Genomic DNA, 25,699 nt, shown 5'->3' on the forward strand with positions numbered 1-25,699 from the left:
ACCACGAACCAAGGAACACCCACCCCCAACGCGGAAGGGCCGGGACTCAACATGACTTCCACCCACGCCTTCTGGCTCGCCGGCCGCCAGGTCTCCGGCGAGGACACCTTCGACGTCACCTCTCCGTGGGACGGCCGGGTCGTCGGCAAGGTGAGCGTGCCGACCGACGCCCAGGTCGAGGAGGCCGTGGCCGCCGCGTACGCCGTGCGGGACGAGTTCGCCGCCACCCCGGCGCATGTACGGGCCGCCGCCCTGGACCACGTCAGCCGCCGTCTGGTCGAGCGCACCGAGGAGATCGCGCAGCTGATCTCCGCCGAGAACGGCAAGCCGATCAAGTGGGCCCGCGGTGAGGTCGGCCGTGCCGTCTCCGTCTTCCGGTTCGCCGCCGAGGAGGCCCGGCGGTTCAACGGCGGTGAGGCGCAGCGCCTCGACACCGACCTCGGCGGCCAGGGGCGCCTCGCCCTCACCCGGCGCTTCCCGAAGGGCGTCGTGCTCGGCATCGCGCCGTTCAACTTTCCGCTGAACCTGTGCGCGCACAAGGTCGCCCCGGCCATCGCGGCGGGCGCGCCGATCATCCTGAAGCCCGCGCCCGCGACCCCGCTCTCCGGCCTGCTCATCGGCGACCTGCTCGCCGAGACCGAGCTGCCCGCCGGCTCCTGGTCGATCCTGCCGGTCGCCAACGACCGTATGCCCGCCCTCGTCCAGGACGAGCGGCTGCCGGTGATCTCCTTCACCGGTTCCGAGAAGGTCGGCTACGCGATCATGGACTCGGTGCCGCGCAAGCACTGCACGCTGGAGCTGGGCGGCAACGGCGCGGCCGTCGTCCTCGGGGACTGGGCGAGCGACGAGGACCTCGACTGGGCCGCGACCCGCATCGCGACCTTCTCCAACTACCAGGGCGGCCAGTCCTGCATCTCGGTGCAGCGGGTCATCGCCGACGCGTCCGTCTACGACCGTCTGCTGCCGCGTGTCGTCGCCGCCGTCGAGGCCCAGGTCACCGGTGACCCCTCCGACGACAAGACCGACGTCGGCCCGCTGGTCAGCGAGGACGCCGCCAAGCGCGTCGAGGCCTGGGTGCAGGAGGCGGTCGAGGCGGGCGCCTCGCTGCTCACCGGCGGCAAGCGCGACGGCGCCTCCTACGCGCCGACCGTCCTGACCGACCTGCCGGCCGGCACCACGCTGGCCTGCGAGGAGGCCTTCGGTCCCGTGCTCTCCGTGCAGAAGGTCAATGGTGAGGCCGAGGCCTTCGCCGCCGTCAACGACTCCAAGTACGGCCTCCAGGCGGGCGTGTTCACCCACGACCTCCAGGCCGCCTTCCGTGCCCACCGCGCGCTGGAGGTCGGTGGCGTGGTCGTCGGCGATGTCCCGTCCTACCGCGCCGACCAGATGCCGTACGGCGGCGCCAAGCAGTCCGGCGTGGGCCGCGAGGGCGTGAAATTCGCGATGGACGACTACACCTACGAGCGGGTGCTGGTCCTGACCGGCCTCGCCCTCTGAGCCGACCCGACGGCCCCGACGGCCGGAGCCCACTGTGCGGGGGCTCCGGCCGTCGCTTCTTTCCGCCTCCAACCCCTGGCTAATGGGAACCATTTTCATATACGCTGCCCGAAGGGGCCCGGCGCCGATGCCTTCCGGCGCCGGGCCCCTTCCTCTGCGTCGGCCTGGTCCGGACCCTCAACCGGAGAAGCCGACGTGCGCGAGCCGCAGCGGGCCGCGCAGTCTGAGGCGGACGTCGTGGACGCCCTCGGCCGTGAACTCGGCGGTGAGTGTGGTGTAGGCGTACGGGCCTGACGAGGTGTCCGCTGTGAGGGTCGCCAGCGGTGGCGTGCCGCCCAGGGATATCTCCACCGTTCCCTCGCCGGCCACCGTCGCCGTCACCTCGGTGACGCCGGTGCCGAAGTCGCAGGCCCGGTAGAGGAGTTCGCCCGCCCGGTCGCCGGCCGGTGTCACCGCGTCGCCCGTCGTCCTCGTGCGGTCGACGATCCCGGTACCGCTCTGCTCGTCGAAGTCGGCCGCGTCCAGGCCGCGTTCGCGCACCGCGCGCGGGGCCACGGGGTCGCCGTCGAGGATCACCGTCGTTCGCAGCCGGATGTCCTCGCTGGAGCCGCCGGCCATCACGTCGTACAGGCCCGGGTCGAGGTGCCATCGGCCGTGTGCCACGTCCCAGAACGCGAAGGCGGACAGCGGGACTTCGAAGGTGAGCTCGGTGCGTTCGCCCGGGCCGAGGGTGACGCGGCGGTGGTCGAGCAGTTCGCGACGGGGGCGCGGGACCGAGGGGTCCACCGCGCGGGTGTACAGCTGGGCCACTTCGTCGGCGGTCACCCCGCCGATGTTGGTCACCGTGAACGACACGTGCACCGCGTCCTCGGTCACGCGCGTGGACAGGTCGCCGTAGGAGAACGACGCGTACGACAGCCCGTGGCCGAACGGGTAGAGCGGGGTGCCCTCGAAGTACAGATACGTCTGACGGCCGCCGATCACGTCGTAGTCGAGCAGGTCGGGGAGGTCGGCGTCGCTCGCGTACCAGGTCTGCGGGAGGCGGCCGGCGGGGGAGACGTCACCGGCCAGGATCCGGGCCAGCGCGGTGCCCGTGGCCTGGCCGCCGTGGGCCGTCCAGAGCAGGGCCGCAAGGGAGCCCGGTTCGACCGCGTAGGGGTAGGCGGAGACCAGCGCCAGGACCGTCTTCGGGTTGACGGCGCGGGCCGCGCGCAGCAGCCGCTCCTGGTGGGCGGGCAGGTGCAGGCTCGTACGGTCCTCGGTCTCACGGCCGTTGATGTGCGGGTCGTTGCCCGCCACCACCAGTACCACGTCGGCCTGTGCCGCGGCCCGGGCCACCGCCTGCTCGCCTCGCTCGACCACGACCGCTTCGAAGACCTCCGGATTCTCCTCGGCAACCTTCACGCCGTCTGCGGCGACACAGACGTGGCGACCCGTACCGATGTGCCTGAGGAGGTGTCCCTTGCCGTGCGGTTCGAGCCGGAAGGTCTCCTGTACGACCCAGCCGCCGGGCTGGTCGGCGGAGGCGCGTACGTACCCGTCCTCGGCGACCGACAGATAGCGGCCGTCGGGCGCCCGGAGCGTCAGCAGGCCCTCGCCCCAGTCCACCAGCGCGAGTTCGGTGCCGACGGGGTCGGTGGTGAGCGGTGGCAGGTCGGTGCGGCCCGCGAGCAGGGCGGGGTCCAACGCGCCCTCGGCTCCCCGCACTTCGTCGGAGGCGGCGCCTTCCTGGACGTACAGGAAGAGACCCGTCGACGTTCTCAGCCGAATGCGGTCCACGCCCTCCGCGAACTCCACGCGCTCGGCGCCGAATCGCTCGTACAGGCCCTCCAGTGGGGTGGAGCGGTGGATCAGCGTGCCGCTGTACCAGTCGAGCTTGCACTCGTCGGCGAGCAGGCCCACCACGGCGACACGGCTGCCGGGGGCCAGGGGCAGTACGCCGTCGTTGCGGAGCAGGACGACCGACTGCTCGGCCGCCTCCTGGGCGAGTGCGCGGTGTTCGGGGGTGTCGAAGGCGCCGGGGTCCTCGTGGTCGTCGAACTCGCCGAGGCGGAAGCGGACCGAGAGCTGACGGCGGACCGCGGTGTCGACGTCGGCCTCGGTCAGCAGGCCCCGCTCGTACGCCTTCCGCACCCGGGCGGTGATCTTCGAGCTGTCCGTACCGTGGTCAGTGAAGCTGTCGACACCGGCCCGCAGCGAGGCCGCCGTCGCCTCCTCGTGGGTGTCGAAGTAGTGCTCGGAGTCGACCAGGTTGGAGGGCGCGCCCGCGTCCGAGCAGACCAGCAGCTCCTCCTCGGTCCAGGTGCGCAAGTGCTCGCGCAGATGGGGCGATACGTGGTTGGGGCGGCCGTTGACCAGGTTGTACGCCGGCATCACCCCGGCCACCGCGCCCGCCTCCACCGTCTCCTGGAAGGCGCGCAGATCGTACTCGTGCAGGACGCGCGGGTGGATCGAGGAGGACGAGGTGTCGCGGTCCGTCTCGTTGTTGTGGGCCAGCCAGTGCTTGAGGACCGGCGCGGTGCGCCAGTACGTCGGATGCTCGCCCCGCAGGCCCCGGGTGTACGCGGTGGCGATGGCCGAGGTCAGCTTCGGGTCCTCGGAGTAGCCCTCCTCGTTGCGGCCCCACAAGGGGTGGCGCAGCAGATTGACCGTCGGGGACCAGACGTTCAGGCCGACGCGCTCGTCGCGGGCGCGCATCGCGCGGGTCTCCCGGGACACCGCCTCGCCGATCCGGCGCACCAGGTCCGGGTTCCAGGTCGCGCCGAGCCCGACCGCCTGTGGGAACACCGTCGCCGGGCCCATCCACGCCACGCCGTGCAGCGCCTCCTGGCCGGTGCGGAACGCGGCGACACCGAGCCGCTCGACGGCGGGGGCGAACTGATGCAGAAATCCGATCTTTTCGTCGAGCGTGAGCCGCGCCAACAGATCGTCGACGCGCTTCGCGACCGGCAGGCGGGGATCGCGAAAGGGTGGAGTGGGCGGCGAGGGTGCGGTCACTTGGGATCCCCTTGCGATGGATCGGCGCGGCTCTTTCGAAGCGCTTCGATGCTCATTCGACAGAGGGGTGGGTGTCAAGGGATCAGGACCGCCCATTCAAGCGGCGCATAAGGAATGGTCGGGTCACCTGCGTCGGAGGAATCTTGGAAGCGACCCTTGTGCACCCCTGGGTGTTCACTTAACCTCACAGCACATCGAAGCGCTTCGACTACAGGGCGACAGATTGGTCGGAGGACTGCTTCCGCTCAGCCAGTTCCACTTACGACACCGCAGCCGACGGCCCACCGCCGGGTGTCCAGGTGCGCCATGAAGGGTTGACGCAATGACGCCGAACGCCTCCTCCGCCTCGTCCGCACCCAGCCGGAGAAGCTTCCTCGCCTCCTCGGCGGTCGCCGCCGCAGCGGTGGCGGGAGGAATGCCGCTGCTTGCCGCGTGCGGCGACTCGGGCAGCGGCTCGGGCGAAGGCACCACCTCGGGCAAGGACGCCAAGAAGATCCTGCCGGCCTACGTCGCCAGCAATGTCGTCGTGCCGGACATCCCCGCCAAGAACGGCTCCGCGATCGGCTTCACCAGCAAGCTGGACCTCGCCACCCTGAAGACGTCGGTCCCCAAGAAGCTCGGCAAGGGCTCCAAGGTCACCATCATGTCGCCGTTCTGGGGCTCGCCGCCCAAGAGCGACAACGCCTACTACAAGGGCATGAACGACCTCATCGGCGTCGATGTCGTCTGGCAGAACCAGGACGGCAACACCTACGAGCAGAAGCTCGGCGCCGTGCTCGCCTCCAGCGACGTCCCGGACGTGGTGGTCGTCCCCGGCTGGAACATGAACGGCAAGATACCCACCGCCATCATCAGCAAGTTCGCCGACCTCGGCCCCTACCTGTCCGGCGACGCGGTCAAGGACTACCCGAACCTCGCCGCGATCCCCACGGAGTCGTGGCAGCGCTCCATCTTCGGCGGCAAGCTGCGCGGTCTGCCGATGCCGGCGCCATGGGCCCCCAGCATCGTGCCCCTGTACCGCCAGGACATCTTCGACAAGGAGGGGTACGAAATCCCCACCTCCTGCGACGAGTTCATGGCCCTGGCCAAGGACATCACCAACGCCAAGGCCAAGCGCTGGGCGTGCCTGGACATGAAGTGGACCGCCTGGCAGGCCTTCGGCGTCTTCTCCGGCAGCGAGAAGCCGCTCGGCTGGAACATGGTCGACGGAAAGCTGGTCTACCGCATCGAGACCGAGGAGTACCTCGAAGCGCTGGAGTGGTCCCGCAAGCTCTTCGAGGCGGGCGTCGTCCACCCCGACTCCAAGATGGGCAAGAACGCCCCTGACGCGGGGCCCAAGTTCGCGGCGGGCGAGTTCCTGATCTACCCCAACAACATCTCCCAGTGGTGGAGCCGCACCGCTGAACAGGCCGTCCAGAACCCGGACTTCAAGATCTGGGGCATGGACGTCTGGGGCCATGACGGCGGCGACCCCACCATCTATGCCGAACAGCCCGCCGGCATCTTCGCCTTCGTCAACAAGAAGGCCTCCGAGGCGGTCATCCGTGACGTGCTGGCCGTCGCGAACGTCACCGCGGCGCCGTACGGCACCAAGGAGTACATGATGACCAACTACGGTGTGGAGGGCACCCACTACACCGTCAAGGACGGCGTCCCCACCAAGACCGACCAGGGCAACATCGACGTGATGAACGCCTATGTCATGGTGGCGAGCCCCGCCGCGACCCTCGCGCACCCCGACTTCCCCGAGGTCGCCAAGGGCCAGGTCGAGTGGCAGCAGCGGATGGGTGCCTTCACCAAGAAGTCCTCCTTCTGGGGCATGCAGATCACCGAGCCGAGCCGCTACACCAACCTGTCCAACGACATGGAGCAGATGGAGGACGACGTCGTCCGCGGCCGCAAGAAGATCAGCGACATGCAGCAGTGGATCTCCGACTGGAAGAGCAAGGGCGGCGACAAGCTGCGCGACTGGTACAAGCAGATCCTCGACGAGAACGGCTCCGCGGCCAACTGACCGGGCACCGAGGCAAGGAGAACGGCCGTGTCCCACAGCACGGTGCCTCGGAGCAGACCCGAGGCCGACATGACGGCGAAGTCCCCGGTGGCGTCCGACGGCGCCGCCGGGGCGGGGGGCAAGCCGCCCTCGGGGAAACTGAGTCTGCGGCTCAGATTCAGACACGATCGCGTCCTGCTCCTGATGACCCTGCCGGCCGTCGCCCTGATCCTGCTCTTCAACTACGTGCCGATTCTCGGCAACGTGGTCGCCTTCCAGGACTACGACCCGTACATCAGTGAAAACGGCATCGTCTCCATCTGGAACAGCCCCTGGGTGGGCTTTGAGAACTTCCAGCGGATCTTCGAGGACTCCGCCTTCTGGCAGGCGGTCCAGAACACGCTGGTGCTGTTCTTCCTCCAGCTCGTGCTGTTCTTCCCGATCCCGATTCTGCTCGCGCTGCTCATCAACAGCGTGGTCAGGCCCCGGGTGCGGGCGATCGCGCAGGCTGTTCTCTATCTGCCGCACTTCTTCTCGTGGGTGCTGGTGATCGCGGTCTTCCAGCAACTGCTCGGCGGCGCCGGGCTGCTCTCGACACTGCTGCGCGACCACGGGTACGACGGGCTCGACATCATGACCGACCCGAGCACCTTCAAGTTCCTGGTCACCGCCCAGGCGGTATGGAAGGACGCCGGCTGGGGGATCATCGTCTTCCTCGCCGCGCTGGCGGCCGTCAGCCCCGATCTGTACGAGGCCGCCGCGATGGACGGCGCGGGCCGCCGGCGCCGGATGTGGCACGTCACGCTGCCCGCGCTGCGGCCGGTGATCGCGCTGCTGCTGGTGCTGCGCGTCGGCGACGCCCTGACCGTCGGCTTCGAACAGATCCTGCTCCAACGCGATGCCGTGGGACCGGGCGCGTCGGAAGTGCTCGACACCTTCGTGTGGTGGAACGGCGTCCGCAACCAGGACTTCGGCTACGCGGCCGCCGCCGGGCTCGTCAAGGGCGTCATCAGCATCGGACTCGTCCTGGCCGCGAACAAGGTGGCCCATCTGATGGGAGAGCAGGGGGTGTACAAGAAGTGACCACGGTCCTTGAGAAGCCGGTACGCAATCGCTGGGCCGCTCCGCCACGGCCGGTCTGGGAGGAACAGCCGACGAAGGTCGGCCTCGCGAGCAAGGGGCTGGTGCTGGGCATCGCCTGCCTCGCGATCCTGTTCCCGCTCTGGATCGTCATCGTCACCAGTCTCTCCACGCGCAGGACCATCGACGAGGCAGGTGGTCTGGTGATGGTGCCGAAGGACATCACCTTCGTCGCCTATCAGGAGCTGCTGAGCGGTGGGCAGGTGACCCGGGCGGCGATCATCAGCGTGCTCGTCACGCTCGTCGGTACGGCGTTCTCGATGACGGTGTCCGTGCTGTGCGCGTACGGGCTCTCCCGCAGCGGGTCGCTCGGGCACCGGTGGATTCTGATGACCCTGCTGGCCACGATGTTCTTCAGTGCCGGTCTCATTCCGACGTATCTGCTGGTGCAGACGCTCGGGCTGACCGACAGCTATCTCGCGCTGATCCTGCCCAGTGCGCTCAGTGTCTTCAACATCCTTGTGCTGCGTGGGTTCTTCATGGGGATCTCGCAGGAGCTGATCGACAGTGCGCGGATCGACGGGGCGGGGGATGTCCGGATCCTCTGGCGGATCGTCCTTCCGCTGTCCCGGGCCGTCGTCGCCGTGATCACGTTGTTCTACGCGGTCGGGTACTGGAGTGCGTGGTTCAACGCGTCGCTGTATCTGAACGATCAGGACATGATGCCGTTGCAGAACGTGATGATTCAGCTGGTGCAGAAGCAAGAGGCCCCAGTGGGACTGGGTCAGGCCATCAAGACGGGGCAACTGTCCGGGCTGGCCGTGCAGATGGCGGTCATGGTGATGGCGTTGCTTCCGGTGGCTGTTCTTTCGCCCTTTGTCCAGCGGCACTTCAAGAAGGGCATGCTGACCGGTGCGGTAAAGGGTTGATGCAGTTCCTCGCGCCCCTGGGTAGGTTCACGTCCCCCTTCTTATAAGACTGAGGTGTGTCATGCACATGTCCCGACCTACCAGACGAGCCGTCCTCGTCGGGAGTGCCGCCGGTGTGGTGCTCGCCGGCCTCCCGTCCGTCCAAGGGCGCGCGCAGGCCGCCTCTGCCGCCCCCACTGGGTACCGCTGGCGCAACGCCGTCATCGGCGGTACCGGATTCATCACCGGTGTTCTCTTCCATCCCTCCGTCCGTGGGCTCGCCTACGCCCGTACCGATATCGGGGGCGCCTATCGATGGGACGACCGCACCGCCCGTTGGACCCCCCTCCTCGATCACCTCGGGTGGGACGACTGGAATCTGCTCGGTGTCGAGGCCATGGCCGTTGATCCGGCCCACCCCGGGCGGCTCTATCTCGCCGTCGGTACGTACGCCCAGTCCTGGGCCTCCAATGGTGCCGTTCTGCGCTCCGACGACCGCGGTGCCACCTGGACCCGTACCGACCTCGATGTGAAGCTCGGGGCCAATGAGGACGGGCGGGGGGCCGGTGAGCGGCTGCTCGTCGATCCTCGGGACAGTGACACCCTGTGGCTCGGGACCCGGCACGACGGGTTGCTGAAGTCGACCGACCGGGGGGCCACTTGGGCCGCCGTCAGTGGCTTCCCGGGCGCGCCCAGTGCCTCCGGGCAGGGCGTCACCCTGCTCGTCGCCGCCGAGCGTGCCGTCTATGCCGGCTGGGGTGACTCCGACGGCACCGGCGCCAACCTCTACCGCACCTCCGACGGCACCACCTGGCAAGCCGTACCCGGGCAGCCCTCCGGCACCGCCGCCAGGGTGCCGATCCGCGCCGCCTACGACAAGGCCACCCGGCACCTGTACCTGACGTACGCCAACGCGCCCGGGCCCAATGGGCAGTCCGACGGCAGCGTGCACCGGCTGTGCACCCTCGACGGGAAGTGGACCGAGGTCACGCCGGTGAAGCCAGGCGGTGACGACGCCTTCGGGTACGGCGGTGTCGCCGTCGACCCCCGTCGGCCCGGAACCGTCGTCGTCTCCACCAACAACCGGTGGGCCGCCGTCGACACCGTCTTCCGGAGCACCGACGGCGGGCGCACCTGGACGTCCCTGAAGGACTCCGCTGTTCTCGACGTGTCCGAGACCCCCTATCTCAAGTGGGGCGGTGACGCCCCCAAGTTCGGCTGGTGGATCCAGGCGCTCGCCCTCGACCCGTACGACTCCAAGCACCTCGTCTTCGGCACCGGCGCCACCCTCTACGGCACCCGGGACCTGAAGAACTGGGCCCCGCAGATCCGCGGCCTGGAGGAGGCCTCGGTGGTGCAGCTGGTGTCGCCCCCGGTCGGGGAGGCGCACCTGCTCAGCGGGTCCAGGGACATCGGCGTGATGTACCACGACACGCTCACCGCGTCCCCCTCGCGCGGCATGGCCACGAACCCCGTGTTCGGGTCGGCGACGGGACTCGCGCAGGCCGCGGCGAAGCCGGCGTACGTCGTCCGCACGGGCTGGGGCGACCACGGCAACGGCGCGTACTCCGACGACGGCGGACGGACCTGGGCGCCCTTCGCGGGCCAGCCCGACATCGCCAGGAACGCACCGGGGCCGATCGCCACCAACGCGGACGGCAGCGCGCTGCTCTGGGTCTTCGTGCACTGGGACGGCACCAAGTACCCCGCCTACCGCTCCACGGACAACGGCTCCACCTGGACCGAGGTCCCCTCCTTCCCGAAGGGCGCCACGCCGGTCGCCGACCCGGCCGACCCGACGCTCTTCTACGCGTACGACACCGATACAGGAACGCTACTCGCGAGCACTGACAGTGGCCTCTCCTTCACAGCGCGTGCGACCGGGCTGCCCTCCGGCGACAGCCAGTTCAAGGTGGTCGCGGCGCCGGGCAGATCCGGCGATCTATGGCTGAGCGCCAAGTGGAACGGCCTTTACCGCTCCACCGACGGCGGAGCGAGCTTCTCGAAGGTCGACAGCTGCTGGGCCTCGTACACCCTCGGATTCGGCAAGGCGGCCGACGGCGCCGACTATCCGGCGATCTACCAGGTCGGCTCGACGGAGGCGATCACCGCCGTCCACCGCTCCGACGACGGCGCCAAGAGCTGGGTCCGCATCAATGACGACCAGCATCAGTGGGGCTGGATCGGCGAGACCATCACCGGCGACCCGCGCGTGTACGGCCGCGTGTACCTGGCGACCAACGGCCGGGGCGTCCAGTACGGGGAGCCCACGTGAAGCCGACCCTCGCCGACGCCACCCGAGGCCGCATCCTCTTCGGCGGCGACTACAACCCCGAGCAGTGGCCCGAGGAGACCTGGCGGGACGACGTCCGGCTGATGCGCGACGCCGGCGTCAACTCCGTCACCCTCGGCGTCTTCTCCTGGGCGAAGCTCGAACCCCGGCCGGGAGAGCGGGAGTTCGGCTGGCTCGACCGCCTGATGGACCTGATGCACGACAGCGGCATCGGCGTCGTCCTCGCCACCCCCACCGCCTCACCCCCGCCCTGGCTCGGCCGCCTCCACCCCGACACCCTCCCCGTCGACCAGGACGGCCGCACCGAATGGTGGGGCGGCCGCCAGCACTTCTCGCATTCCAGCGCCACCTACCGCCGTTACGCCGCCGCCATCACCGAGGACCTCGCCGCCCGCTACGCCACCCACCCGGCCCTCACCATGTGGCACATCAACAACGAGTACTGCACCTACGACTGGAGCGACCAGGCCGCCGCCCGCTTCCGAGGCTGGCTCCAGCGAAGGTACGGCACTCTCGACGCCCTCAACACCGCCTGGGGCACCGCCTTCTGGAGCCAGGGCTACGGCGACTGGGAGGAGATCCACACCCCACGCCACGCCCACTACCTCAAGAACCCCACCCAGGTGCTCGACTTCAAGCGGTTCACCTCCGACATGCTCCTGGAGTGCTACCTCGCCGAACGCGACATCGTCCGCCGGCACACCCCGCACCTCCCGGTCACCACCAACTTCATGCCGCTGTGGGCCGGACAGGACGCCTGGCGCTGGGTCGAGGAGGAGGACGTCGTCTCCGTCGACCTGTACCCCGACCCCCGCGACCCCCTGGGCGCCCAACACGGCGCCCTCGTCCAGGACATGACCCGTTCCCAGGCGCGCGGCCCCTGGATGCTGATGGAACAGGCGGCCGGGCCGGTGAACTGGCGAGGCGTCAATCACCCCAAGCCCCCCGGCCTCAACCGCCTCTGGTCCCTCCAGGCCGTGGCCCGAGGCGCGGACGCCGTCTGCTACTTCCAGTGGCGCCAGTCCCGGCAGGGCGCCGAGAAGTTCCACTCCGGGATGGTCGGCCATGCGGGGGAGCAGGGGCGTACGTACCAGGAGATCAAGCGGCTCGGTGCGGAACTCGCCCGCATCGCCGATGAGGTGACGGACAGTCACAGCGACAATGACATCGCCGTGCTCCACGACTGGCACTCCTGGTGGGCCGGCGCCCACGAGGGCCGTCTCTCCACCGAGGTCGACTACGCCCAGGTCCTCACCGCCTGGCACCGGGCCCTCTGGGAGGCCCACCTCACCACCGACTTCGCCCACCCCGAGCACGACCTGACCGGGTACAAACTGGTCGTCGTCCCCCAGTTGTACGCCCTCACCGACACCGCGATCGACAACCTCCTCGCCTACGTCCGCCAGGGCGGCACCCTCGTCTCCGGCTTCCTCACCGGTGTCGCCGACGAGGACGACCGGGTGCGCCCCGGAGGCATGGACGCCCGACTGCGTGAGCTGTTCGGCATCCGCACGCTGCACGAGTGGTGGCCGTTGGAGGCGGGGGAGAGCGTCGAGTGCGACGGATTCCGCGGCACGCTGTGGTCGGAGGAGATCGAGAAGACCGACGACGCCCGGACCGAGGCCGCGTACAAGGGCGGTGATCTCGACGGCCTGCCCGCCGTTCTGCGCACCGGCCGCGCCTGGTACCTCTCCACGCTCCCCGAGCCGCCGGAACTGCGCGGGCTGCTCCGGCGGATCGGCGCCGAGGCGGGCGTCCGGCCCGTGCTCGACGGGCTGCCCCCGCAGGTCGAGGCCGTCCGTCGGGGCGAGTCCCTCTTCGTGCTCAACCACGGCCGCGAGCCCGTCACGGCGAAGGTCCCCGGCACCCACCGCGACCTTCTGACGGGGACGACCGTCACGGACGAACTCACCCTCGGCCGCTACGGAGTGGCGGTGCTGAGGCCATGACCGACGCCCCCGTCCACGGCACCTGGGAACCCACCGCCGCCGCCCGCTGGGAGGACGCCTTCCTGAGCGGCAACGGCCACCAGGGCACCCTTGTGTTCGGCGATCCGAACGATGATCGCGTCATCGTCACCCAGCACGCCCTCGTCCGCCCGAACGGCGGCGAAGAGGCCCGCCCGCCGGAGCTCGCCGCCGAACTTCACCAACTCCAGGACCGCCTGCTGGCAGGCGACACCACCGCCGCCGAGACCTTCACGGACGGCCGCCCCCTCCAATGGGTCCAGCCCTTCCACCCGGCCTTCCAGGTACGGCTGCGCAGACCGCCCGGCGATGCCCACGGCTACCGCCGCTCCGTCGACTTCACCACCGGCGAGACCACCGCCGAGTGCGCCGACTGGTCCAGCCGTGTCTTCGTCTCCCGCGCGGACGACGTGATCGTCCAGGAGGTCACGACCGGCGGCCCGCGCCTCGACATCGCCCTCGACCACCGCCTCCCCGGCGCCCCGGACGGCCTGGGCGTCGGCCAGGGCGCGCTGCTCACCCCCGAGGGCGCCCTGCTCAGCCTGCGCGCCCGCTACCCGAACAGCGACCGGGCGTACACCGGAGCCACCCTCGTCGTGGTCACCGGCGGCACCTCCACGCTCGTACCGCCCGGCCTGCGCGTCGAGGGCGCCGCCTCGGTCCTGCTGCTCACCCGGGTCCACCGGCACACCGGCGAACTCGACGTGATCGAGGAGGGCCGTGCCCTGCGCGGGCTGCTCCCCGAGGGCGAGCAGCCGTACGAGACCCTCCTCGCCCGCCATCTGCCCCTGCACCGCACCGCCTACGAGCGCGTCACCCTCGACCTCGACGGCGACCCGGCCGAACGCGCCCTGCCCGGATCCGAGTTGCTCAAGCGGACCCGCAGCGCCGCCCTGCTGGAGCGGCTCTTCGCATCCGGCCGCTACCACCTGCTGTCCAGCAGCGGTCTCCTTCCGCCCCGGCTCACCGGACTGTGGACCGGCGACTGGAACACGGCCTGGTCCGGCGCCTTCACCAACGACGCCAACCTCAACCTCCAGACGGCTTCGGCTGTAGCCGCCGCTCTTCCCGAAGTCACCGAGGCTTACGCAGCCCTGGTTCACCGTCAGCTCCCGCACTGGCGCGAGAACGCCCGCGCGGTCTTCGGCGCCCGAGGCGTCGTCGCACCCGCGCACACCGACGGCGAGTCCGGTCACGCCTACCACTTCAGCCGCGAATACCCCCTGCACCTGTGGACCGCCGGCGCCGACTGGCTGCTCAAGCCCCTCGTCGACCACGACGAGACGCGCGGCGAGCGCGACCCCGGGACCGGAGCCGTGCTCGCCGAAATCGCCCGGTTCTACGAGGACTTCCTCACCCGCATCGACGACGAGGGCCACCTGATCGTCGTCCCCTCCTACTCACCCGAGAACCGGCCCGCGAACGCGAGCTGGGGGACCCTCAACGCGGCCATGGACCTCTCGGCGGCCCGGCACGCACTCCGTACGGCCGCCGACTACCACCCCGAGCACGCCGAGCGCTGGAGAGCGCTCGCCGACAAGCTCCCCCCACACCGCGTCAACGACAAAGGCGCCCTCGCCGAATGGGCCTGGCCCGGCCTTGAGGACACCTACGACCACCGGCACCTCAGCCATCTGTACGGCGTGTGGCCCCTCGACGAGATCAACCCCTACGACACCCCCGACCTCGCCCGGGCCGCCCATCGCGCGCTCGAACTCCGCGGCGCCGAGAACGACTCCGCGCACGGCCATCTCCACCACGCCCTGGTCGCCGCCCGGCTGCGCGACGGCGACCGCGTCGCCCACGCCCTCGGCCAGGTCCTGGACGGCGACTTCTTCCACGCCTCCCTGATGAGCGCGCACTACCCGAAACGCGACGTCTACAACGCGGACGCCGCCCACACCCTGCCCGCGGTGCTGATCGAGGCGCTCGTCCAGTCGACCCCCGACCGGTTGGTCCTGCTGCCCGCACTGCCGGAGGCGTACCCGAAGGGCGAACTCCGTGGAATCCGCACCCGGTTCGGTGCCGAGATCGACCTCAGCTGGACCCCGGAGGGAGCGACCGTGGTGATCCGCCCCACGCGCACCCTCCGCGTCGAGCTCAGGACTTCCACCGGCGCGAGACCGCTCGACCTCGTCGCCGGAGAAGACCACGCCCTGTCGCCGGGGACGTGGTAACTCCCCGCAATTCCCCCCACCCATGGAAGGGACACCATGGCAACAACCAGCACGCTCGGCCGCATCACCAAGGCCCTGCTGGCCCCGGCGCTCGCCCTCGGCGCCACCGTCGGCCTCGCCTCCGCGCCCGCCCAGGCCGCCGTCTGGAGCTCCTGCGACCAGTGGGGCAACACGACCCTGAACGGCTACACGCTCTACAACAACATCTGGGGCTCCGGCGCCGGCAGCCAGTGCGTCTGGGCCAACTCCGGTACCAACTGGGGTGTCTGGGCCAACCACCCCAACACCGGCGGCATCAAGTCGTACCCGAACTCCAAGAAGGTGGTCAACAAGACGATCACCTCGCTCGCCTCGCTGACCAGCAGCTACAACGTCACCGTCCCGTCGTCCGGCGCCTACAACACGTCGTACGACATCTGGGACACGGACTACGACTACGAGATCATGCTGTGGGTCAACTACAACGGCGCCGTCGGCCCGCTCGGCACCTCCCAGGGCTCGGTCACGCTCGGCGGCCACACCTGGAACGTCTACAAGGGCAACAACGGCGCCAACGAGGTCTTCTCGTTCCTGCGTACCTCGGACTCGAACTCCGGCACCGTGAACATCAAGCCGATCCTCACCTGGATATCGAGCACCAAGGGCTGGATGTCCAGCAACGAGACGATCGGCGACGTCCAGTTCGGCTACGAGATCACCTCGTCCTCCGGCGGCCTGGACTTCATCACCAACAACCTGACGGTCAGCAGCAGTTGACCTGGTGAGAGAAGGTGCGGCCCGGTCCCTCCCCTACGGGACCGGGCCGCACCCGTCATTCGGCGATCGGCAGCTCCGCCCCGTCCCGCAGGAACAGCGGGATGCGGTCCAGCGGCGCGTCGACCGTCACGGCCGCGCCTCCCTCGTACGTCTCACCCGTCCACGCGTCCGTCCAGCTCGCGCCCGCCGGGAGATACGCCGTCCGGGCCGTGGCGCCCGCAGTGAGTACCGGCGCCACCAGCAGATCGCGGCCGAAGAGATAGGCGTCGTCCACCGCCCAGGTGGCCTGGTCCTCGGGGAACTCCAGGAACAGCGGCCGCATCACGGGCAGCCCCTCCTCGTGCGCCTCACGCATGACCTGGAGGACGTACGGCTTCAGCCGTTCGCGCAAACGCAGGTACCGCTCCAGGATCGCGCAGGCCTCCTCGCCGTACGACCAGACCTCGTTGGGGCCGCCCGTCATGTCCGGGCCCAGTGGCATACCGGGGTCGCGGAAGCCGTGCAGACGCATCAGCGGCGACAGCGCGCCGAACTGGAACCAGCGGACCATGACCTCGCGGTACGCCGGGTCCTCGGGGTCGCCGCCGTGGAAGCCGCCGATGTCGGTGTTCCACCAAGGGATGCCCGACAGCGCGGTGTTCAGGCCCGCCGCGATCTGGCGGCGCAGCGTCGGGAAGTCGGTGCCGATGTCACCGGACCACAGGGCGGCGCCGTAGCGCTGACTGCCGGCCCAAGCCGAGCGGTTGAGCGTGACGATGTCGGACTCACCCGCCGCCAGCAGGCCTTCGTAGAAGGCACGGGCGTTCTCCGCCGGGTAGAGGTTGCCGACCTCCAGGCCCGGGCCCGCCCAGTAGCGCAGGTTCTCCTGGAAGCCCGGCTTCAGCTCCGGCTCGCAGGCGTCCAGCCAGAATGCCGTGATGCCGTACGGGAGGAGGTAGTTGTCGCGGATCTTCGACCACACGAACTCCCGGGCGTCCGGGTTGGTGGCGTCGTAGAAGGCGACCTGGACGGTGGAGGCGACCTCCTTGTCCGGCCAGTCGGCGTGCGCCATCGGGCCGTACTGGGTGCCGATGAAGTAGCCGCGCTGCTCCATCACCGGGTGGTTCTCGGACAGCGGGGACACCGACGGCCAGACGCTCACCACCAACTTGACGCCCAGCTCGTCCAGTTCACGGACCATCGCAGCCGGGTCCGGCCACTCCTTCGGGTCGAACTTCCACTCGCCGAGGTGCGTCCAGTGGAAGAAGTCGCAGACGATCGCGTCGAGGGGGAGTCCGCGGCGCTTGTACTCCCGGGCCACGGCGAGGAGTTCGTCCTGGGTGCGGTAGCGCAACTTGCACTGCCAGAAGCCGGCCGCCCACTTCGGGAGCATCGGCGTACGGCCGGTCACCGCGCTGTAGCGGCGCTGCGCTTCGGCCGGGTCGCCCGCGGTGATCCAGTAGTCGATCTGCCGGGCCGAGTCCGCGACCCAGCGGGTGCCGTTGTGCGCCAGCTCCACGCGGCCGATCGCGGGGTTGTTCCACAGCAGGGTGTAGCCGCGGCTGGAGGTGAGCACCGGGATGCCGACTTCGGCGTTGCGCTGGACCAGGTCCAGGACCAGGCCCTTCTGGTCGAGCCGGCCGTGCTGGTGCTGGCCCAGGCCGTAGAGCTTCTCGTCGTCGTAGGCGGAAAAGCGCTGCTCCAGACGGTGATGGCCGTTGCCGACGGCCGTGTACAGGCGTGGACCCGGCCACCAGAAGTGGGCGCGCTCCTCGGCGAGCAGCTCCGCGCCGTCCATCGTGCGCCGGAAGCGGATCAGGCCCTCGGCGTCGATGTCGACGGTGAGCGCGCCGACGGTCAACTGCCCATGCCCGTCCTCGATCTTGACGGTGGAGGAGGTCGCCGGAGCCTCCTCCAGCAGCGCGCCCGGCAGCCCCTGAAGGACAGGACCGCCGAGCCGGGCCCGCACCCGCACCGCGTCCGGACCCCACGGCTCGACGCGCACGGTCTCCTGACGGCCGCTCCACTCCAGCGCGCCGTCCCGTTCGCGGAACGTGCCGACGGTCGGGGAGGACTGCGCCAGGCTGACCTTTGCTTGGATTTCGGCAGGCTGATTCACGTGGCGTACTCCTGAACGATGACAGGGTGAAGCCGCCCCCGCAGGGGCCGCACGGTACGTACAGGTCAGGAAGCGGCCGGTCCCGAGCTCGTCCGGACCGTCAACTCGGGGGCGATGAGCACGACTTCGTCCTCGCCCCGCCCGTCCAGCTTGGCGACGAGATGCTCCACCGCGTGCCGGCCCATCTCCTGGGCGGGGATGGACACGGACGTCAGCCGCACCGAGGCCTGGACGGCGACCTGGTCGGGGCAGATCGCGACCACCGACACGTCCTCAGGCACGGCACGGCCCTGCTGGCGCAGCAGGGCGAGCAGCGGCTCCACCGCCGACTCGTTCTGCACGACGAAGCCTGTGGTGCCCGGGCGCTCGTCGAAGATGCGGGCGAGGGTGACGGCCATCGCGTCGTAGCCGCCCTCGCACGGCCGGTGCAGCAGCCGGGCGCCCAACTCCTGGGCGCGGGAACGCAGTCCGTCGAGGGTGCGCTCGGCGAAACCCGTGTGCCGTTCATAGACGGCGGGCGCCTCGCCGATGACAGCGATGTCGCGGTGCCCGAGCATCGCCAGATGCTCCACGCACAGCGCGCCGGTCGCCCGGAAGTCCAGATCGACGCAGGTCAGCCCGGAGGTGTCGGCGGGCAGTCCGATCAGCACGGACGGCTGGTCGGTGTCGCGCAGCAACGGCAGCCGCTCGTCGTCGAGTTCGACATCCATCAGGATCATGGCGTCGGCGAGCCCACTGCCGGTGACCCGGCGCACCGCGTCCGGGCCCTCCTCGCCGGTGAGCAGCAGCACGTCGTAGCCGTGGGTGCGCGCGGTGGTGGCCACCGCGATGGCGATCTCCATCATCACCGGCACATACATGTCGGTGCGCAGCGGGATCATCAACGCGATGATGTTCGACCTGCTGCTGGCCAGCGCCCGGGCGCCGGCGTTCGGGTGGTAGCCGAGCTCGCGGATGCTCTGCTCGACCCGGTGCCGGGTGGTCGCGGAGATGGACCGCTTGCCGCTGAGGACATAGCTCACCGTGCTCGCCGAGACTCCGGCGTGCTGGGCGACCTCGGCGAGGGTGACCATCCAGCTCTCCAAGCTTGTGAAGCGCTTCGACAGTGCGCACTGTGAATAGGGGCGGGTGAGGGTGGTTCGACAGTAGCTCCACGGGGGGTGGGTGTCCATAGGTTGTCGAAGCGCTTCGACAGCGATTTTTCACGGGTTACGGCAACCTCGGCGCCGTCGGCGGCCACTGGGGGACGTACACGCACCGTCCCCCCGGGAGGACCCCCGATGCAACACCGCAGGCCCCGCCTGTCGAAGAAGGCCAAGGCCCTGACCGCCTCCGCCGTCGCCCTCGCCGCGGCCGCCGGAGTCACGGTCGCGCAGGCCGGCGAGTCGAGCAAGAAGTGTGCGGCCTTCGACACCATCACGCTCGGCAAGTACTACGTGAACAACAACCTCTGGAACCAGGAGAAGGCCACCGGCTCCCAGTGCGTCTGGGACAATTCCCAGTCCGGTTCCACGATCTCCTGGGGGACGAACTACAGCTGGGCCAACAGCGGCTCCGGCAAGGACTACGACGTCAAGACGTACGCCGGCACGGTGCTCGGCTGGCACTGGGGCTGGAAGGTCGACAAGTCGGCCACCGGACTGCCCCTGAGGGTGGGTGACCGCAAGCCGGTGAAGACCACCTGGGAGTTCACGGTCAGCTCGAATCCGGGCACGATGAACGTCGCCTACGACCTGTGGCTGCACACCAAGAACAACGCGGACTGGCAGGACCAGCCCACCGACGAGATCATGATCTGGCTCAACCGCCAGGGCGGCGCGGGCCCCCTCGGCACCAAGTACGGCAGCGTCAGCCTGGGCGGCGCCATGTGGGACATCTACCAGGGGGACATCGGCTGGAACGTCTACTCCTTCGTCCGCCGCTCCAACACCACCAAGGCCACGCTCAACCTCGACGACTTCACCCAGGCGCTCGTCCGCCGCAAGCTGCTGAGCAACGACAAGTACGTCTCCGGCATCGAGTCCGGCACCGAGGTCTTCAAGGGCACCGGCCGCCTTGACACCAAGAGGTATTCCGTCGACATCGGCTGAACGGCCGCACACAGGGTGGTCACCTCGCCCCGAATCGGGTACATACGATCGAGTAGCACCGGTCAGTAACCGTCGGTTCGAAAGATCAGTCAAAGATCCCTACTCGCGGCGAGGTGAGCCTCATGTCCGCTCCAACGACCAAGCCCACAGTCACCGAACGTGAGGCCCGCCAGGTCGCGGAGGCGGCCCGTGAGCAGGACTGGCGCAAGCCGAGCTTCGCCAAGGAACTGTTCCTCGGCCGCTTCCGGCTCGACCTCATCCATCCCCACCCCATGCCGACCGACGAAGCGGCCCAGCGCGGCGAGGAGTTCCTCGCGAAGCTGCGCGACTTCGTCGAGACGAAGGTCGACGGCGCCGTCATCGAGCGCGAGGCCCGCATCCCCGACGAGGTCGTCAATGGCCTCAAGGAGATCGGCGCCTTCGGCATGAAGATCGACACCAAGTACGGCGGCCTCGGCCTCACCCAGGTGTACTACAACAAGGCCCTCGCCCTGGCCGGCTCCGCCTCGCCCGCGATCGGCGTGCTGCTCTCGGCCCACCAGTCGATCGGCGTGCCCCAGCCGCTGAAGCTGTTCGGCACGGACGAGCAGAAGGAGCGGTTCCTGCCGCGCTGCGCCCGCACGGACATCTCGGCGTTCCTGCTGACCGAGCCGGACGTCGGCTCGGACCCGGCCCGCCTCGCGGCCTCCGCCGTACCGGACGGGGACGAGTACGTCCTCGACGGGGTGAAACTGTGGACCACCAACGGAGTGGTCGCCGACCTGCTCGTCGTGATGGCGCGGGTGCCGAAGTCCGAGGGGCACAAGGGCGGCATCACGGCCTTCGTCGTGGAGACCAACTCGCCCGGCATCACGGTCGAGCACCGCAACGCCTTCATGGGCCTGCGCGGCATCGAGAACGGCGTCACCCGCTTCCACCAGGTCCGGGTCCCCGCCGCCAACCGCGTCGGCCCGGAGGGCGCGGGGCTGAAGATCGCGCTCACCACGCTGAACACCGGGCGGCTGTCGCTGCCCGCGTCCTGCGTGGCCGCCGGCAAGTGGTGCCTGAAGATCGCCCGCGAGTGGTCGGCGGCGCGTGAACAGTGGGGCAAGCCCATCGCCCAGCACGAGGCGGTCGGCTCGAAGATCTCCTTCATCGCGGCCACCACCTTCGCCCTGGAGGCCGTACTCGACCTGGCCTCGCAGATGGCCGACGAGGACCGCAACGACATCCGGATCGAAGGCGCCCTGGCCAAGCTGTACGCCTCCGAGATGGGCTGGCTGATGGCCGACGAGCTCGTCCAGATCCGCGGCGGACGCGGCTTCGAGACGGCCGAGTCGCTCCGGGCGCGCGGGGAGCGCGCGGTCCCCGCCGAGCAGGTCCTGCGCGATCTGCGCATCAACCGCATCTTCGAGGGCTCGACGGAGATCATGCATCTCCTCATCGCCCGCGAGGCCGTCGACGCCCACCTCTCGGTGGCCGGCGACCTCATCGACCCGGAGAAGTCCCTCCAGGACAAGGCGAAGGCGGGCGCCAACGCGGGCGTCTTCTACGCCAAGTGGCTGCCGAAACTGGTCGCGGGCCAGGGTCAACTTCCCTACTCCTACGGCGAGTTCAAGCGAGACGTGGACCTCTCGTCCCATCTGCGCTACGTCGAACGCACCTCCCGCAAGCTCGCCCGCTCCACCTTCTACGCCATGTCCCGCTGGCAGGGCCGGATGGAGTCCAAGCAGGGCTTCCTCGCCCGGATCGTCGACATCGGCGCGGAACTGTTCGCGATGAGCGCGGTCTGCGTGCGCGCCGAGCATCTGCGTTCCCGGGGCGAGCACGGCCGCGAGGCCTACCAGCTCGCCGATGCCTTCTGCCGACAGTCCCGCATCCGCGTCGAGGAGCTCTTCGGACGGCTGTGGACCAACACCGACGACCTCGACCGCAAGGTCGTCAAGGGCGTCATGTCCGGCACCTACGCATGGCTGGAGCAGGGCATCGTCGACCCCTCCGGCGACGGCCCCTGGATCGCCGACGCGACCCCCGGCCCGAGCGAACGGGAGAACGTCCACCGCCCGATCCGCTGACCGACCACCGACAGGGCGTTCCCCTTCCGCCCCCGTGAGGGGGACCGCCCTGTCCTCCTGGTCACCCGTTGCGGCAACAATGGAGGGATGAGCGACTCTCCAGCCCCACTCGCCGACCCGCACCTGGTGTACGACCCCGTCGCGGGAGACGGCCCGAAGGACGTGGTGATCCTCGGCTCCACCGGGTCGATCGGCACCCAGGCCATCGACCTCGTGCTGCGCAACCCCGACCGCTTCCGGGTCACCGCGCTCTCCGCCAACGGCGGCCGCGTCGCCCTCCTCGCCGAGCAGGCCCACCGACTGAAGGTCCGCACGGTCGCCGTCGCCCGCGAGGACGCCGTACCGGAGCTGCGCGAGGCCCTGAGCGCGCGGTACGGCGCCGGCGAGCCGCTCCCCGAGATCCTCGCCGGCCCTGAGGCCGCAACCCAGGTCGCCGCCTCCGACTGTCACACCGTCCTCAACGGCATCACCGGCTCGATCGGCCTCGCCCCGACCCTCGCCGCCCTGGAGGCGGGCCGCACCCTCGCGCTCGCCAACAAGGAGTCGCTCATCGTCGGCGGCCCGCTGGTCAAAGCGCTCGCCAAGCCGGGCCAGATCATCCCGGTCGACTCCGAGCACGCGGCGCTGTTCCAGGCCCTTGCCTCCGGCACGCGCGCGGACGTGCGCAGGCTCGTCGTCACGGCGTCCGGCGGCCCCTTCCGCGGCCGTACGAAGGACCAGCTGGCGCATGTCACCGTCGAGGACGCCCTCGCCCACCCCACCTGGGCCATGGGCCCGGTGATCACCATCAACTCCGCGACCCTCGTCAACAAGGGCCTGGAAGTCATCGAGGCGCATCTCCTCTACGACATTCCCTTCGACCGCATTGAGGTCGTCGTGCACCCCCAGTCGTATGTGCACTCGATGGTCGAGTTCACCGACGGATCCACGATCGCCCAGGCGACGCCCCCCGACATGCGCGGGCCGATCGCCATCGGTCTTGGCTGGCCCGAGCGCGTCCCCGACGCGGCGCCCGCCTTCGACTGGAGCAAGGCCTCGACGTGGGAGTTCTTCCCGCTCGACAACGACGCGTTCCCGTCGGTGAACCTCGCCCGCCATGTCGGCGAGCTCGCGGGCACGGCCCCGGCGGTGTTCAATTCCGCCAACGAGGAGTGCGTGGAGGCCTTCCGGGTCGGCGCGCTGCCGTTCAACGGGATCATGGAGACCGTGACACGGGTGGTCCAGGAGCACGGCACCCCGGTCACGGGAACCTCACTCACCGTCGCGGACGTCCTCGAAGCGGAGACCTGGGCGCGCACCCGGGCCCGGGAACTGGCGGCACAGACGGCGGAGGCGCGTGCATGACGACCTTGATGTTCATCCTCGGCATAGTGGTCTTCGCCGTCGGGCTGCTGTTCTCGATCGCGTGGCACGAGCTGGGGCACCTGTCCACCGCCAAGCTCTTCGGCATCCGCGTGCCCCAGTACATGGTCGGCTTCGGCCCGACGGTCTGGTCGCGCAAGAAGGGCGAGACGGAGTACGGCATCAAGGCCATCCCGTTCGGCGGCTACATCCGCATGATCGGCATGTTCCCGCCCGGCCCCGACGGCCGCCTGGAGGCCCGCTCCACCTCACCCTGGCGCGGCATGATCGAGGACGCCCGCGAGGCCGCGTTCGAGGAGCTCAGGCCGGGTGACGAGACCCGCCTCTTCTACACGCGCAAGCCGTGGAAGCGGGTCATCGTGATGTTCGCGGGCCCCTTCATGAACCTGGTCCTCGCGATCGGCCTCTTCCTCACCGTGCTGATGGGCTTCGGCATTTCCCAGCAGACCACCGCCGTCAGCTCGGTCTCCCAGTGCGTCATCGCCCAGAGCGAGAACCGCGACACCTGCGAGAAGTCCGACCCGGCCTCCCCTGCCGCCGCGGCGGGCCTCAAGGCCGGCGACAAGATCCTCGCCTTCGACGGCGTCCGCACCGACGACTGGAACAAGCTCTCCGATCTGATCCGCGCCAACCCCGGCAAGGAGGTGCCGATCGTCGTTGACCGGGACGGCGAGGAGGTCACCCTCACGGCGAAGATCGCCACCAACCAGGTCGCCAAGAAGGACTCCAGCGGCCAGATCGTCCAGGGCGAGTACGTCACCGCGGGCTTCCTCGGCTTCAGCGCCGCCACCGGCATCGTGAAACAGGACTTCGGTGACTCGGTGGCCTGGATGGGCGACCGGGTCGGCGACGCCGTCGACTCCCTGGCCGCCCTGCCCGGCAAGATCCCGGCCCTGTGGGACGCGGCCTTCGGCGACGGCGAGCGCGAGGCCGACTCACCCATGGGTGTGGTCGGCGCGGCCCGGGTCGGCGGCGAGATCTTCACCCTCGACATCCCCGCGTCCCAGCAGCTCGCCATGGCGGTCATGCTGGTCGCCGGCTTCAACCTCTCCCTGTTCCTGTTCAACATGCTCCCGCTGCTGCCGCTCGACGGCGGCCATATCGCGGGCGCGATGTGGGAGTCGCTGCGCCGCAACACCGCGAAGGTGCTGCGCCGCCCGGACCCGGGCCCGTTCGACGTGGCGAAGCTGATGCCGGTGGCGTACGTCGTCGCCGGGATCTTCGTCTGCTTCACCCTTCTCGTCCTGATCGCGGACGTGGTTAACCCGGTGAGAATCTCCTAGTCATACGGAGTTCGCGGCGGCCGGGGACCCTGGGTTCCCGGCCGCCCACCATTGAGTGGGTTTGCGGGCCGGGATGTGCTCCGACGATCGCTCGTGCCGTAATCTCGAAGCCTGGAGCCCGCCGCTGACGGGACCGGACCTTGATCCACGACTTGGGGTTGCACAGCAGATGACTGCGATTTCTCTCGGCATGCCGTCCGTTCCGACCAGGGTTGCCGAGCGTCGGAAGAGCCGGCAGATCCAGGTCGGCACGGTCGCGGTGGGCGGCGACGCCCCGGTCTCCGTCCAGTCGATGACGACGACCCGTACGTCCGACATCGGCGCGACCCTTCAGCAGATCGCCGAGCTGACGGCGTCCGGCTGCCAGATCGTGCGGGTCGCCTGCCCCACGCAGGACGACGCGGACGCGCTCGCCACCATCGCCCGCAAGTCCCAGATCCCGGTGATCGCGGACATCCACTTCCAGCCGAAGTACGTCTTCGCGGCCATCGAGGCCGGCTGCGCCGCGGTCCGGGTGAACCCGGGCAACATCAAGCAGTTCGACGACAAGGTCAAGGAGATCGCGAAGGCGGCGAAGGACCACGGCACGCCGATCCGCATCGGTGTGAACGCGGGCTCGCTGGACCGGCGACTGCTCCAGAAGTACGGCAAGGCGACGCCCGAAGCACTGGTCGAGAGCGCCCTGTGGGAAGCCTCCCTCTTCGAGGAGCACGACTTCCGGGACATCAAGATCTCCGTCAAGCACAACGACCCGGTCGTCATGATCGAGGCGTACAAGCAGCTCGCCGCCCAGTGCGACTACCCGCTGCACCTCGGTGTGACGGAGGCGGGCCCGGCGTTCCAGGGCACGATCAAGTCGGCGGTGGCGTTCGGAGCGCTGCTGTCCCAGGGCATCGGCGACACGATCCGCGTGTCCCTGTCGGCGCCGCCCGCCGAGGAGGTCAAGGTCGGCCTTCAGATCCTGGAGTCCCTGAACCTCAAGCAGCGTGGCCTGGAGATCGTCTCCTGCCCGTCCTGCGGCCGTGCCCAGGTGGACGTCTACAAGCTGGCGGAGGAAGTCACCGCGGGCCTGACCGGCATGGAGGTCCCCCTCCGCGTCGCGGTCATGGGCTGCGTCGTGAACGGCCCCGGCGAGGCCCGCGAG

At 69.5% G+C, this 25,699-nt stretch carries 16 protein-coding genes; 13 read left to right on the top strand and 3 right to left on the bottom strand.

Features of this window, described 5'->3' with window-relative positions:
- Nucleotides 1–51: 51 nt before the first annotated feature.
- Nucleotides 52–1,497 carry an aldehyde dehydrogenase family protein gene (locus tag H4N64_RS33375; protein WP_186286265.1) on the top strand — a complete coding sequence of 482 codons (1,446 nt, stop codon included), beginning with the start codon at nucleotides 52–54 and terminating at the stop codon, nucleotides 1,495–1,497.
- Nucleotides 1,498–1,674: 177 nt separating this feature from the next.
- Here H4N64_RS33375 and H4N64_RS33380 read toward each other — a convergent pair whose 3' ends face one another.
- The gene (locus tag H4N64_RS33380) at nucleotides 1,675–4,494 is read right to left on the bottom strand and encodes a glycoside hydrolase family 3 C-terminal domain-containing protein (RefSeq protein ID WP_186286266.1); all 2,820 of its coding nucleotides are present in this window, start codon (nucleotides 4,492–4,494) and stop codon (nucleotides 1,675–1,677) included.
- Between the two features lie 322 nt (nucleotides 4,495–4,816).
- Here H4N64_RS33380 and H4N64_RS33385 point away from each other — a divergent pair, with 322 nt between their 5' ends.
- The 7 genes from H4N64_RS33385 to H4N64_RS33415 all read left to right on the top strand — a co-directional run bounded on the left by H4N64_RS33385 (nucleotide 4,817) and on the right by H4N64_RS33415 (nucleotide 15,668).
- Complete coding sequence (locus tag H4N64_RS33385) at nucleotides 4,817–6,508, top strand: extracellular solute-binding protein (RefSeq protein WP_186286267.1); 1,692 nt, start codon at nucleotides 4,817–4,819, stop codon at nucleotides 6,506–6,508.
- A 27-nt stretch (nucleotides 6,509–6,535) separates the two neighbouring features.
- Nucleotides 6,536–7,570, top strand: a complete 1,035-nt coding sequence (locus H4N64_RS33390) for an ABC transporter permease subunit (RefSeq protein WP_186286268.1) — start codon at nucleotides 6,536–6,538, stop codon at nucleotides 7,568–7,570.
- A complete protein-coding gene (locus tag H4N64_RS33395; protein ID WP_186286269.1) occupies nucleotides 7,567–8,496 on the top strand; it encodes an ABC transporter permease subunit in 930 nt (309 codons plus the stop codon). The genes H4N64_RS33390 and H4N64_RS33395 overlap by 4 nt, the downstream gene beginning before the upstream one ends.
- Before the next feature lie 61 nt (nucleotides 8,497–8,557).
- On the top strand, nucleotides 8,558–10,750 hold the full coding sequence (locus H4N64_RS33400; RefSeq protein WP_186286270.1) for a sialidase family protein: 2,193 nt from the start codon (nucleotides 8,558–8,560) through the stop codon (nucleotides 10,748–10,750).
- The gene (locus H4N64_RS33405) at nucleotides 10,747–12,717 is read left to right on the top strand and encodes a beta-galactosidase (protein WP_186286271.1); all 1,971 of its coding nucleotides are present in this window, start codon (nucleotides 10,747–10,749) and stop codon (nucleotides 12,715–12,717) included. Before H4N64_RS33400 ends, H4N64_RS33405 begins: the two co-directional genes overlap by 4 nt.
- Nucleotides 12,714–14,912, top strand: a complete 2,199-nt coding sequence (locus H4N64_RS33410) for a glycosyl hydrolase family 95 catalytic domain-containing protein (protein WP_186286272.1) — start codon at nucleotides 12,714–12,716, stop codon at nucleotides 14,910–14,912. The genes H4N64_RS33405 and H4N64_RS33410 overlap by 4 nt, the downstream gene beginning before the upstream one ends.
- Before the next feature lie 36 nt (nucleotides 14,913–14,948).
- Nucleotides 14,949–15,668, top strand: a complete 720-nt coding sequence (locus H4N64_RS33415) for a glycoside hydrolase family 12 protein (RefSeq protein ID WP_186286273.1) — start codon at nucleotides 14,949–14,951, stop codon at nucleotides 15,666–15,668.
- Between the two features lie 55 nt (nucleotides 15,669–15,723).
- On the opposite strand, the gene H4N64_RS33420 is transcribed toward H4N64_RS33415, so the two are convergent.
- Nucleotides 15,724–17,766 (bottom strand): TIM-barrel domain-containing protein, encoded by a 2,043-nt coding sequence (locus tag H4N64_RS33420; protein WP_186286274.1) that lies wholly within the window; start codon nucleotides 17,764–17,766, stop codon nucleotides 15,724–15,726.
- Nucleotides 17,767–17,831: 65 nt separating this feature from the next.
- A complete protein-coding gene (locus H4N64_RS33425; protein WP_186286275.1) occupies nucleotides 17,832–18,839 on the bottom strand; it encodes a LacI family DNA-binding transcriptional regulator in 1,008 nt (335 codons plus the stop codon).
- 207 nt (nucleotides 18,840–19,046) lie between these two features.
- Here H4N64_RS33425 and H4N64_RS33430 point away from each other — a divergent pair, with 207 nt between their 5' ends.
- From H4N64_RS33430 to ispG, 5 genes are all read left to right on the top strand, one after another.
- Complete coding sequence (locus H4N64_RS33430; RefSeq protein ID WP_186286276.1) at nucleotides 19,047–19,856, top strand: GH12 family glycosyl hydrolase domain-containing protein; 810 nt, start codon at nucleotides 19,047–19,049, stop codon at nucleotides 19,854–19,856.
- A gap of 122 nt (nucleotides 19,857–19,978) precedes the next feature.
- A complete protein-coding gene (locus H4N64_RS33435) occupies nucleotides 19,979–21,910 on the top strand; it encodes an acyl-CoA dehydrogenase family protein (RefSeq protein WP_186286277.1) in 1,932 nt (643 codons plus the stop codon).
- Nucleotides 21,911–21,997: 87 nt separating this feature from the next.
- Nucleotides 21,998–23,254 carry a 1-deoxy-D-xylulose-5-phosphate reductoisomerase gene (dxr, locus tag H4N64_RS33440; RefSeq protein ID WP_186286278.1) on the top strand — a complete coding sequence of 419 codons (1,257 nt, stop codon included), beginning with the start codon at nucleotides 21,998–22,000 and terminating at the stop codon, nucleotides 23,252–23,254.
- Nucleotides 23,255–23,262: 8 nt separating this feature from the next.
- Nucleotides 23,263–24,555: a M50 family metallopeptidase gene (locus H4N64_RS33445; RefSeq protein ID WP_186286283.1), complete on the top strand. Its 1,293-nt coding sequence runs from the start codon at nucleotides 23,263–23,265 to the stop codon at nucleotides 24,553–24,555.
- Between the two features lie 169 nt (nucleotides 24,556–24,724).
- A partial coding sequence (ispG, locus tag H4N64_RS33450; protein WP_186286279.1) for a flavodoxin-dependent (E)-4-hydroxy-3-methylbut-2-enyl-diphosphate synthase occupies nucleotides 24,725–25,699 on the top strand: 975 nt, incomplete at its 3' end.

Origin of the sequence: Streptomyces cupreus (assembly GCF_014257025.1) — a bacterium.
Classification (GTDB): Bacteria; Actinomycetota; Actinomycetes; order Streptomycetales; family Streptomycetaceae; genus Streptomyces; species Streptomyces cupreus.